Origin of the sequence: Flavobacterium sp., assembly GCF_028689845.1 — a bacterium.
In the GTDB taxonomy this organism is placed as follows: domain Bacteria; phylum Bacteroidota; class Bacteroidia; order Flavobacteriales; family Flavobacteriaceae; genus Flavobacterium.
The window spans coordinates 19,420-30,769 of sequence record NZ_JAQVCH010000030.1 but is presented as its reverse complement, the minus strand read 5'-3'; the positions used below and the strand labels follow the sequence as shown (position 1 = coordinate 30,769).

Sequence of the window (11,350 nt, the reverse complement as noted above, 5' to 3'; positions counted from 1 at the left end):
ATTTACTAGAAAAATATGTACTTTTACTCATCGTTTTTTTTGTTTTGCAACTCTAAATTACGATAAGTTTTAAGAAGCCATTAATTTGGCTTCTTTTTTATTTACTTTTATCGGACAACAATGTTTTACAATAATATAAATTGTAAATTTGTTAACTTAAAAATACTTACAAAATGAAAACTAAAACAAGCCTCTTTTTCGTCCTATCTCTATTTGTGATGAGTTGTAATAATAAAATAAAAACAAATGAGACCGATATTTCTACAAATCCAACTCCTGTTGATGGACATACGGCTCAAAATGCATTAGATTATATGGGAATTTATAAAGGTTTGATGCCTTGTGCCGATTGCGAAGGCATTGAAACAACCTTGGAATTGGTTAATGAAACCAATTATACATTAAAAACAGTTTATTTAGGAAAAAAAGTGCCTGCTAAATTTAATTCTGAAGGAACCTATTCATGGAATGAAGCTGGAAACACAATTACGTTGTCCAATAGCAAAGACGCTCCAAACCAATATTTTGTGGCTGAAAATGCACTCATTCAATTGGATGTGAACGGAAAGCAAATCAAAGGCGATTTGGCAGATTTGTATCGTTTGAAAAAACAAGATAGTCTTGCCGCTTCTTCAATCGTAAAAACCAAATGGAAATTAGTTGAATTGAATGGAAAACCGATAGAAAAATCGAAAGAGAGTACTAAGGAAATGTTTATACAATTGGATTCAGAAAACAGATTCGCTGCTTTTGCTGGATGTAATAACATGATGGGTGAATATGAAATAAACGAAACCACAATGCGAATTTCTTTTTCTAAAGTAGCAGCAACCATGATGGCTTGTGCAGAAATGGATACCGAACAAGAATTTGCCGAAATGTTGGAAACCGTTGATAATTTTAGTTACAATGGTAATCAAATGACGTTAAATAAAGCACGAATGGCTCCGTTGGCTAAGTTTGAAATGTATCAATAATTGAATATATTTGTAAAAGGAAATCGTCATGGAAATTATTAGAATCAAGTGTGAATAAAATATTAAAACTAAAATTGTTGCGTTTTTGAGTGATTTTTCATCAAACGATTATCTAGACGATAAAAATTTTCAGAATGAAAATTAGAATTGAGAAAGATTTTCTATTGGCTTTAAATGAACAAATTGCATTTATATCAAAAGATAAACCGAAAGTAGCAAGAAAGTTTAAAAATGATATACTTTAAAATTTAAGCAAAGACTTAAAACCTTCCTTATCCATTTTAAAAAATCAATTACTTTGAAAATGAAAACATTAGAAACTACGTGTTCAAAGGCTATGTTTGCGTTTATTTAATTGATGTAGAAAATAAAATTGTCACTATTTTTGGTTTTATCAAATACAAAAAAACTTTATAAAAAAATGCCCAGAATTTTAGCCATCGATTACGGAATTAAACGCACAGGTATCGCAGTTACAGACGAGTTGCAAATCATTGCTTCGGGATTAACTACAATTCCAACTGAAACTATTTTTACGTTTCTAAACGATTATTTTGATAAAGAAAAGGTGGCTAAGATTTTAGTTGGCGAACCCAAACAAATGAACGGAATGCCCTCTGAAAGTACACCGATTATTGAAAAATTTGTAGCTGATTTTAAAGAAAAATTTCCGTCCATTCCCGTGATTCGTGTGGATGAACGGTTTACTTCTAAAATGGCTTTTCAAACCATGATTGATAGCGGACTATCAAAAAAACAACGGAAAAACAAAAATCTTGTAGACGAAATAGCCGCGACTATTTTGTTACAAGATTTTTTAACTCGAAAAATGATATAGGATTTTATTGATACATGTCAATTCGCTGACGTACGCTTTCAATAATTGGTTTGTAAATTTGTTGGTGACGCTTGAATTGATCGAAGGTCAACATTTTTTTTAGCTCACTTCTTTGATCTTCCAGTACCCTTTTTAATTGCTGCTTAAGTTGTTTTTGAGTAGAATTTCGATCCTTGTTTAACCTAACCATCTTTGTGAAATTAGAAGTAATTAGGTCTAAATACATTTTTTCAGTTTCTGCAGTCAGTCCAATCGAGGGGACATCCTTTTTAAAATTTGCAAATGTAGTTTCTTTCTCTTCTTTCGAATACAACGATTTTTCAACAATAGTTTGATCTTCTTGTGCTTGACAAAGGGTGTTAAAACTTAAGAAGAAAACAAATAAATAAAGAAAATTTTTCATGTTTAATGTGATTTAATAGTAATTGCATTACTTGAAATACAAATATAGAATATTAAATCATTGGACATTTTATTTTTTTTATTTTTTTACCTATTTCTAAAATAAAGAAAGAGGTGCTAAATTTGATTTTTTGTTTACTTTTGCAAAATGATTTCAAAAAGAGCAAATGAAATCTAAAAATAATTTTATTAAAATGATTTTACCTATTATTGGCTATGGAGATCCAGTTTTACGAAAAGTAGGAACAGAACTAACGCCTGAATATCCAAACCTTGATATTTTAATTGAAAATATGTACGCCACCATGTATAATGCCTATGGTGTTGGATTGGCAGCCCCTCAAATTGGACTAGCGGTTCGCTTGTTTGTGGTTGATACCGAGCCTTTTAGTGAGAATGATGAATTAAAAACAGAAGAGCAAAATCAATTAAAAGCATTCAAAAAAACCTTTATAAATGCTAAAATAATTGCAGAAGAAGGAAATGATTGGGCTTTTAATGAAGGATGTTTAAGCATTCCTGAGGTGCGAGAAGATGTTTTTAGAAAAGATACGATTACCATTGAATATTGTGAAGAAGATTTTGTTAGAAAAACAGAAGTGTATAACGGATTAATTGCACGCGTTATTCAGCACGAATATGACCATATTGAAGGAATTTTATTTACAGATAAAATATCTTCACTCAAAAAGACGTTAATCAAAAAACGATTACAAAATATCATAGATGGCAAAATTAGAGCCGACTATAAAATGAAATTTTTCAATAAAAAAGGACGATAATACAAAAGTTTAACCTATTTATATCCCATGAGTTTACAAAAAATTTTAGCCATTTCTGGAAAACCAGGCTTATTCGAATTGAAAATTCAAACCCGAACTGGTTTTGTGGCAGAGAGTTTCTTAGATGGAAAAAAAATTACCGTAGGAATGCGTAGTAACGTGAGTTTACTATCCGAAATCGCCGTGTATACCTATGATGAAGAAATTAAATTAGCAGAAGTGTTTAAAGCCATCGCTCTAAAAGAAAATGATGGCCCATCAATCTCTCACAAAGAAGACAATACGGTACTCACTTCTTATTTTAGAGAAGTTTTACCTGAATTTGATGAAGATCGGGTTTATGCTTCTGATATTAAAAAAATCATCAATTGGTACAATATGTTGCAACCAAAAGGTTTGGTTACTATTGAAGCCTTAACGGCAGTTGAAAAAGAAGAAATCGAAAAATAATCGACAGATTTATTAAATTACTAATCCTACTTCGTGTAGGATTTTTTATTTTTACATAAAACATTATCTATGAATTCAAGAAAACAACAAGTAGAAGCTTTTGGACGCTTATTAGACATTATGGACGACTTGCGTGAAAAATGTCCGTGGGATAAAAAGCAAACACTCGAAAGTTTACGCCACCTAACCATTGAAGAAACCTATGAGTTAGGCGATGCAATTTTGGACAATGATTTACAAGAAATCAAAAAAGAATTAGGTGATTTGCTTTTACATATTGTTTTTTATGCTAAAATTGGAAGTGAGACCAATGATTTTGATATAGCCGATGTGGCCAACAGCATTTGTGACAAATTGATTAGCAGACATCCACATATTTACAGCGATGTTGTGGTGGAAAACGAAGAGGAAGTCAAGCAAAATTGGGAAAAATTGAAATTGAAGGAAGGTAAGAAATCGGTTTTAGAAGGAGTTCCCAAAAGTTTGCCAGCTTTGGTAAAGGCCAGCCGAATTCAAGACAAAGTAAAAGGAGTCGGTTTTGATTGGGAGGAAACCCACCAGGTTTTGGATAAAGTCAAAGAAGAATTGCAAGAACTTCAAGTAGAAATAGAAGCAGGAAACCAAGAAGCTATGGAAGCAGAATTTGGTGATGTGCTTTTTTCGATGATAAATTATGCCCGCTTTTTAAAAATTAATCCCGAAGATGCGTTGGAGCGTACCAACAAAAAATTCATTAAACGCTTTATGTATTTAGAGAGTAAAGCTAATGAACTTGGAAAGCCTTTAGCCGATATGACTTTAGCAGAAATGGATGTGTTTTGGGAAGAAGCAAAAAGACTTTAAGTTGCTGAAAATCAATTCGAAAACGTTTTCGTAAATAATTGTTATATAAGTTGAAATAATATAATAACATTGCACATTCACTATTTTAAAGTGTTAAAAAAGATTTAGTTTTTAATTATTCGTAAATATTATTTTCTTTTTTTGATATTGAGTTGCAGTTCGTTAATTTTGGTAAATAACTTAAAATCAATAGCGTTATGATTAAAAAAATACTTTTCACACTTCTAGTGTTTTTTAATGTTTCTTTTGTGTTTGCACAATTTGATAACATTTCAATAATTGGTCAGTTTTCCAATTGGTCTGTAGACGTTCCCTTAGTTACTTCAGATGGGGTAACTTATACCCTCGCTTCTCATAATTTTGGAGCAACGGGTGGTGCTAAATTCAGAAAAGATAACGATTGGGCAACCAATTGGGGTGCAGCTACTTTTCCAACAGGAACAGGTGTTCAAGGCGGATCAGATATTCCTGTTCCAGCAGGAACTTATGATGTTGTTTTTAATAAAGATACAGGTAATTATGTTTTTACTGAAGTTGAATCTGTTTTTGATAATATTGGATTTATTGGTGGATTTAATACATGGACTGAAAGTGTCGCCATGATTACTTTTGATGGTATTCAATATACAAAAGACGATTTTTATTTTTCTGAAAATGATGTAAAATTCAGAAAAGACAATGCTTGGGCTGTAAGTTGGGGCGGAAATACGTTTCCAGCTGGTGAAGCAGTTTTAAACGGTAACAATATTCCGTTAACGTCCGGTTTTTATAATGTAGCTTTTAATTACAGCGGATTAAATTATACCTTCATACAAGTTCCTGTTTCTATAATTGGCGATGGTGCTCAAGGTTGGGAAACTGATATTGCATTGCCAACAAGTGATGGAGGCGTAACTTTTTCATTAGAAAATATTCAGTTAGTAGACGGATTTGTGAAGTTTAGAACCAACGCTTCTTGGGGAACTAATTGGGGAAGTAATGCTTTTCCGTCAGGGACAGCAACTCAAAATGGTGACAATATTCCTACATTAGCCGGAACGTACAACATCACTTTTAATCGCTTAACTGGCGAATACAATTTTGCGAATCTTGGTGTTGCAGATTTCCAATCGGCAAAAGCAAAAGTATATCCAAATCCATCTAATAATGTTTGGAATTTTTCAGTAAATAATGAAGTTATAGAGAACGTTCAATTAATTGATATTACCGGAAAAATTATTTTAAATCAAAATAATACAAGTGAAGTAATGACTCTTGATGGAACAAGTTTATCAAATGGAATTTATTTTGCAAAAATTAAAACAAATTCAGGATTGCAAACCGTTAAGTTGGTTCGGAATTAAATAACTCCAAAAAATAACATTAAAAACCATTCCTAATCCGAATGGTTTTTTTTATTCCGCCAACTTTTTAAGTTTGCTTTTGTCAGAAATACTGATACGTTTACCGTTTAATTCAATCAACCCACTTTTATTAAATTCAGACAACAATCGGATACAGCTTTCAGTCGCAGTACCAATCATTCCTGCTAATTCTTCTCTCGAAAGTTGAATTCGAAGTGAGCCATCTTCGTTTGTGCCAAAAGTATCTTCTAAATAAAGAAGCGTTTCCGCCAGTCGTTCTTTTACTGTTTTTTGAGCCATAGAAACCATATGATCGTCAGAATCTTTCAAATCACCACAAATGGTTTTCATCACATTCATAGAAAATTGGTTGTTATTATTGAAAAAGTGCAAAACATCATTTCTCGGAATAAAACAAACTTCCATTTCCTCTAAAGCTACAGCACTTAAATTAGCAGGTTCATCACTAATCATCGAACGTTGTCCGAGTAATTCACCAGGTTTTACCAATTTAACAATTTGGTCTTTTCCATTTGCACTCAGTTTAGATAATTTACAAACGCCTTCTTTAATGCAATAAATTCCGTTTACAGACTCGCCTTCCTCAAAAATGGAATCGCCTTTTTTTATAGTAAAAGACGTTTTACAACTTGCCATTCGTAGTAGTTCATCTTTTTTAAGGGTGTTTAACGAACTAAATTCCCTAACAATACATTGTTCACACTTGCTCATGGTGTATTCCTTTTTTCGATAACGACAAAGATAATTAAAGTATGACAAATATCATATTTTAAAATCATTCCTTTTGTAACCTTTGTTGCAGGTAAATTGAGCAAATTATGGACATTGGAAATTGTTTCCATTGTGGTAATGAAATTGTAAAAAAAGAAGAGATTATTTTTGACGAAAAAAGTTTTTGTTGCAACGGATGTAAGACGGTGTACGAAATTTTTAGTCAGAATGATTTGTCTTGTTATTATGATTTTCAGGCAGCTCCAGGTGCTACACCACTAGATATTAATGGAAAATATGATTTTTTAGACAATGAAGAAATTGTTACAAAACTTCTCGAATTCCAAGAGGATACAACTGCAATTGTTTCACTTTACATTCCTCATATTCACTGTAGTTCGTGTATTTGGATTCTGGAAAATTTACAGAAACTTCAATCGGGAATAAACACCTCTCAAGTAAATTTTCCTGAAAAGAAAGTTAGAATTACATTTAATCCCGAAAAAACTTCTTTAAAAAGAATTGTCGAGTTGCTATCTTCTATTGGGTATGAACCTTATATTTCTTTAGAAAATTTTGATAAAGGAAAAGCAGAAGTCGACCGCAGTTTAATTTACAAAATTGGAATTGCCTTTTTCTGTTTCGGAAATATCATGCTACTTTCGTTTCCTGAATACTTTGAAATAGAAGAGTTTTGGATTAATCAATACCGCGGTTTTTTTCGAATGTTAATCTTTATATTAGCATTGCCTACTTTTTTCTATTCCGCTTCTGGTTATTATGTTTCGGCATGGAAAAGTATTAAATCAGGGATGTTTAATATCGATATTCCCATCGCTTTAGGAATCGTGGTCATGTTTGTTAGAAGTACAATCGATATTGTGTTTAACTACGGACAAGGTTTTTTTGATAGCATGGCGGGTTTGATCTTCTTTATGTTATTAGGGAAATTATTTCAGAAAAAAACCTATGATTTTCTATCGTTTGAAAGAGATTATAAATCCTATTTTCCTATTGCTATTACAAAAATTGAACCAGACGGAAAAGAGTCTGCTGTTCAAGTTTATGCTATTGAAAAGGGAGATCGATTGCTCATTCGAAACCAAGAATTGATTCCGGTTGACGGTATTTTGATTTCTGAAAAAGCATCCATCGATTATAGTTTTGTTACGGGCGAAGCAGTTGCTATTCAGAAAAAATCAGGCGATAAAATTTTTGCCGGTGGAAAACAAGTGGGAAAAGTTATTGAAATGGAAGTTCTTTTTTCGGTTTCCCAGAGTTATTTAACCCAATTGTGGAGTAATGATGTGTTTCAAAAGAAAATTGACATCAAACATAAAACGGTTACTGATAAAATTAGTCGCTATTTCACGCCTGCATTACTAGGTTTGGCTCTCGTTTCCTTTCTTTATTGGGTTTTTATCGACGTTAACACTGCATTCAATGTGTTTACGGCAATTCTCATCGTGGCTTGTCCGTGTGCGTTGGCTTTAACCGCTCCATTTACTTTAGGAAATGTGTTGCGAATCATGGGCAATCGAAAATTGTATTTAAAAAATGCAACAGTTATCGAACAATTAGCAAAAGTTGATACACTCGTTTTTGATAAAACAGGGACAATTACAACCAACAAAAAGACTTCCATTACGTATGAAGGAGCAGAATTTACTTCGTCAGAATTAAAATTATTAAAAAATACGTTAAGAGGCTCCAATCATCCGTTAAGTAGAAGATTATATGATTTTATTCCGAAACAAGATAAAATTGAACCAACTGAATTTGAAGAGTTGATTGGGAAAGGAATTTTTGCTAAATTTGAAGAGAATTCAGTGAAATTAGGTTCCTCTCAATTTCTAGAACACATGAGCGAAAATACACATAAAAAAACAAAAGTTCATGTTGAAATAAATGGCGAATACAAAGGAAGTTATATTTTTAATAATCAGTACAGAGAAGGCTTAGAGCATTTATTTGAAAAGCTTGCAACGCGATATGAATTAGTAATTTTATCTGGTGATAATGAAGGAGATCGAAAAATTTTAGAAAAAATGTTGCCTTCAAAAACAACCCTTGTGTTCAACCAAAAACCAGAACAAAAGCTAGAATATATTGAACAGTTGCAAACCCAAGGAAGAAATGTGATGATGATTGGCGATGGATTAAATGACGCGGGAGCTTTGGCTCAGAGTAATGTGGGTATTTCTATTTCAGAAAATGTCAATGTGTTTTCGCCAGCTTGTGATGGGATTTTAGATGCTACTCAATTCAAAAAAATTAATTTTTTTATGAATTATGCTAAAAATGCGGTAAAAACTATCTATATTAGTTTCGCACTTTCGTTACTCTATAATGTAATTGGATTGAGTTTTGCCGTGACCGGAAATCTTTCTCCTTTAGTGGCTGCTATTATAATGCCATTAAGTACCATTACAATAGTCAGTTTTGTTACGATAATGAGTAATTTTTATGCAACAAAAGAAGCTAATTAATACTGTTTATTTGTCAAAAAGGAATCGCTATATATTTTATGAGGTATGACAATTATCATATTTTATAAAAGTCAAGAACTATAATTTTGTTAACATAAAATAAAGGTATGAGTGTTATTTATATTTTAATTACGATAAGCATTATTGTTGCTGTCTTTTTTTTGTATGCTTTTATACGAGCCGTCAAAACGGGACAATACGATGACGATTATACTCCCTCTGTCAGAATGCTTTTTGACGATGAACTCATCAAAGAACCAAAGAAAAACAAAAATCAAACAACCGAAGAAAAACAAGTTTAATTATGGAGATGCAACAATTTTATTACGACAACAAAATTGTAAAGAAATTCCTTTATGCCACCATTATTTTTGGGGTGGTCGGAATGCTAGTTGGGCTAATTTTAGCCTTTATGTTTTTATTTCCCAATTTAACTGACGGAATTTCGTTCCTCAGTTTTGGTAGATTAAGACCTTTACATACCAATGCAGTTATTTTCGCTTTCGTAGGAAATGCCATTTTTGCTGGGGTTTATTACTCTATGCAACGTCTTTTAAAAACCAGAATGTACAGTGATTTGCTGAGTAACATTAACTTCTGGGGTTGGCAGTTAATTATCGTGGCTGCAGCAATTACGTTGCCTTTAGGGTATTCTACCTCAAAAGAATATGCTGAGTTAGAATGGCCAGTAGATATTGCTATTGCGATTGTTTGGGTGGTTTTCGGTATTAATATGATTATGACAATTTTAAAACGTCGTGAACGTCATATTTATGTGGCTATTTGGTTCTATATCGCCACATTTGTTACGGTTGCAATTTTACATATTTTTAATAGTTTAGAACTTCCAGTTTCTGCATTCAAAAGTTACTCTGTTTATGCAGGGGTACAAGATGCTTTAGTGCAGTGGTGGTATGGTCATAATGCGGTTGCATTTTTCTTAACCACACCATTCCTCGGGTTGATGTATTACTTTGTTCCTAAAGTTGCTAATCGACCTGTTTATTCTTATCGATTATCAATCATTCACTTTTGGTCTTTAATCTTTATTTATATTTGGGCTGGACCGCACCACTTATTATATTCAGCTTTACCAGAATGGGCTCAGAACTTAGGAGTTGTTTTCTCTATTATGTTGATTGCTCCATCTTGGGGTGGTATGATTAATGGATTATTAACTTTAAGAGGGGTTTGGGATAAGGTGCGAACGGATGCCGTTTTAAAATTCTTTGTAGTTGGAATTACTGGTTACGGGATGGCTACTTTTGAAGGACCAATGCTTTCTTTGAAAAATGTAAATGCAATTGCCCACTTTACGGATTGGATTATTGCTCACGTTCACGTTGGAGCTTTAGCTTGGAACGGATTTATGGCTTTCGGGATGATCTATTGGTTAATTCCTCGTTTGACTAAATCAAAAATATATTCTGAAAAGTTAGCCAATTTCCATTTCTGGATTGGTACATTAGGAATTGTGTTATATACGCTACCTTTATATGTAGCTGGATTTATACAAGCTTCTATGTGGAAACAATTTAATCCAGACGGAACGCTTGTATATGGTAACTTCCTTGAAACGGTAACTCAAATTATGCCAATGTATTGGATGAGAGCTATTGGTGGAACATTATACTTTACTGGATTGTTAGTATTGGTTTATAATGTAATCAAAACAGTTGCTGCAGGTTCAAAAGTAGAAGATGAGTTTGCAGAAGCACCAGCTTTAGCAATCATCAGTACCAAACGACAAAAAGGAGAAAAATGGCATGCTTGGTTAGAAAGAAGACCAATCCAATTTACTGTTTTATCGTTAGTGGCAATCTTAATTGGTGGAATTTTTCAAATTATTCCAACCATTGTAGTGAAGTCAAATATTCCTACTATTGCGGCGGTTAAACCCTACTCTCCACTTGAGTTGCAAGGGCGAGATTTATATATCCGAGAAGGTTGTGTAGGCTGTCACTCACAAATGATTCGTCCGTTCCGCTCAGAAGTTGTCCGATATGGCGATTATTCTAAAGCAGGAGAATATGTTTATGATCATCCTTTCCTTTGGGGCTCAAAACGTACGGGTCCAGATTTACACCGAATTGGTGCTAAATATAATAACAACTGGCATTTCAACCACATGTGGGACCCACAAAGTACTTCGCCAGGTTCTATTATGCCAGGTTACAAATGGTTGTATGACAATGAAGCTATGGATCATTCAATCATTCAGAAAAAAATGGAAGTGATGGTTACGCTTGGTGTTCCTTATTCTGATGAGGAAATTAAAAATGCACTTCAAAATATTGATGCACAAGGAACTAAAATAGAGAAAAGTCTCTTTTCAGATCCTGATTTTGCAAAATCATATGAAGAGAGTAAAAAGAAAGCATTGGCTCGTGGAGAAGAATTTGTTCCGATGAAAAATCGTGAGATAGTTGCCTTAATTGCTTACTTGCAACGATTAGGAACTGATATTAAAGTCAAAGAAACTGTAAAATAAAAA

General features: G+C 32.9%; 11 protein-coding genes. 9 read left to right on the top strand and 2 right to left on the bottom strand.

Features of this window, described 5'->3' with window-relative positions; all coding sequences use genetic code 11:
• Positions 1-173 precede the first annotated feature (173 nt).
• Together PHR76_RS10875 and ruvX are read left to right on the top strand one after the other, a co-directional pair.
• A complete protein-coding gene (locus PHR76_RS10875; RefSeq protein ID WP_300062324.1) occupies positions 174-977 on the top strand; it encodes a copper resistance protein NlpE N-terminal domain-containing protein in 804 nt (267 codons plus the stop codon).
• Positions 978-1,398: 421 nt separating this feature from the next.
• Complete coding sequence (ruvX, locus tag PHR76_RS10870; protein WP_300062321.1) at positions 1,399-1,815, top strand: Holliday junction resolvase RuvX; 417 nt, start codon at positions 1,399-1,401, stop codon at positions 1,813-1,815.
• Between the two features lie 4 nt (positions 1,816-1,819).
• Here ruvX and PHR76_RS10865 read toward each other — a convergent pair whose 3' ends face one another.
• The gene (locus tag PHR76_RS10865) at positions 1,820-2,218 is read right to left on the bottom strand and encodes a hypothetical protein (RefSeq protein WP_300062318.1); all 399 of its coding nucleotides are present in this window, start codon (positions 2,216-2,218) and stop codon (positions 1,820-1,822) included.
• Positions 2,219-2,411: 193 nt separating this feature from the next.
• On the opposite strand from PHR76_RS10865, the gene def reads away from it, so the two are divergent.
• From def to PHR76_RS10845, 4 genes are all read left to right on the top strand, one after another.
• Positions 2,412-2,999, top strand: coding sequence for a peptide deformylase (gene def / locus PHR76_RS10860; protein ID WP_300062330.1), 588 nt, complete (start codon positions 2,412-2,414; stop codon positions 2,997-2,999).
• A 27-nt stretch (positions 3,000-3,026) separates the two neighbouring features.
• The gene (locus PHR76_RS10855; RefSeq protein WP_300062315.1) at positions 3,027-3,449 is read left to right on the top strand and encodes a DUF5606 domain-containing protein; all 423 of its coding nucleotides are present in this window, start codon (positions 3,027-3,029) and stop codon (positions 3,447-3,449) included.
• Positions 3,450-3,518: 69 nt separating this feature from the next.
• On the top strand, positions 3,519-4,292 hold the full coding sequence (mazG, locus tag PHR76_RS10850) for a nucleoside triphosphate pyrophosphohydrolase (RefSeq protein ID WP_300062312.1): 774 nt from the start codon (positions 3,519-3,521) through the stop codon (positions 4,290-4,292).
• Positions 4,293-4,489: 197 nt separating this feature from the next.
• Positions 4,490-5,635 (top strand): T9SS type A sorting domain-containing protein, encoded by a 1,146-nt coding sequence (locus PHR76_RS10845; RefSeq protein ID WP_300062308.1) that lies wholly within the window; start codon positions 4,490-4,492, stop codon positions 5,633-5,635.
• Between the two features lie 51 nt (positions 5,636-5,686).
• Here the strand turns inward: PHR76_RS10845 and PHR76_RS10840 are convergent, their stop codons facing one another.
• Positions 5,687-6,367, bottom strand: coding sequence for a Crp/Fnr family transcriptional regulator (locus PHR76_RS10840; RefSeq protein WP_300062305.1), 681 nt, complete (start codon positions 6,365-6,367; stop codon positions 5,687-5,689).
• Between the two features lie 107 nt (positions 6,368-6,474).
• Between PHR76_RS10840 and PHR76_RS10835 the strand changes: the two genes are divergently transcribed.
• From PHR76_RS10835 to ccoN, 3 genes are all read left to right on the top strand, one after another.
• Positions 6,475-8,856, top strand: a complete 2,382-nt coding sequence (locus tag PHR76_RS10835) for a heavy metal translocating P-type ATPase metal-binding domain-containing protein (RefSeq protein WP_300062302.1) — start codon at positions 6,475-6,477, stop codon at positions 8,854-8,856.
• A 107-nt stretch (positions 8,857-8,963) separates the two neighbouring features.
• The gene (gene ccoS / locus PHR76_RS10830) at positions 8,964-9,158 is read left to right on the top strand and encodes a cbb3-type cytochrome oxidase assembly protein CcoS (RefSeq protein WP_300062299.1); all 195 of its coding nucleotides are present in this window, start codon (positions 8,964-8,966) and stop codon (positions 9,156-9,158) included.
• A 2-nt stretch (positions 9,159-9,160) separates the two neighbouring features.
• Positions 9,161-11,347, top strand: coding sequence for a cytochrome-c oxidase, cbb3-type subunit I (ccoN, locus tag PHR76_RS10825; protein ID WP_300062295.1), 2,187 nt, complete (start codon positions 9,161-9,163; stop codon positions 11,345-11,347).
• Positions 11,348-11,350 lie beyond the last annotated feature (3 nt).

Bases quoted from the DNA above. Each gene is read 5' to 3' on its own strand.
- PHR76_RS10875 (WP_300062324.1), top strand. From the start codon at position 174: ATGAAAACTAAAACAAGCCTCTTTTTCGTCCTATCTCTATTTGTGATG.
- ruvX (WP_300062321.1), top strand. From the start codon at position 1,399: ATGCCCAGAATTTTAGCCATCGATTACGGAATTAAACGCACAGGTATC.
- PHR76_RS10865 (WP_300062318.1), bottom strand. From the start codon at position 2,218: ATGAAAAATTTTCTTTATTTATTTGTTTTCTTCTTAAGTTTTAACACC.
- def (WP_300062330.1), top strand. From the start codon at position 2,412: ATGATTTTACCTATTATTGGCTATGGAGATCCAGTTTTACGAAAAGTA.
- PHR76_RS10855 (WP_300062315.1), top strand. From the start codon at position 3,027: ATGAGTTTACAAAAAATTTTAGCCATTTCTGGAAAACCAGGCTTATTC.
- mazG (WP_300062312.1), top strand. From the start codon at position 3,519: ATGAATTCAAGAAAACAACAAGTAGAAGCTTTTGGACGCTTATTAGAC.
- PHR76_RS10845 (WP_300062308.1), top strand. From the start codon at position 4,490: ATGATTAAAAAAATACTTTTCACACTTCTAGTGTTTTTTAATGTTTCT.
- PHR76_RS10840 (WP_300062305.1), bottom strand. From the start codon at position 6,367: ATGAGCAAGTGTGAACAATGTATTGTTAGGGAATTTAGTTCGTTAAAC.
- PHR76_RS10835 (WP_300062302.1), top strand. From the start codon at position 6,475: ATGGACATTGGAAATTGTTTCCATTGTGGTAATGAAATTGTAAAAAAA.
- ccoS (WP_300062299.1), top strand. From the start codon at position 8,964: ATGAGTGTTATTTATATTTTAATTACGATAAGCATTATTGTTGCTGTC.
- ccoN (WP_300062295.1), top strand. From the start codon at position 9,161: ATGGAGATGCAACAATTTTATTACGACAACAAAATTGTAAAGAAATTC.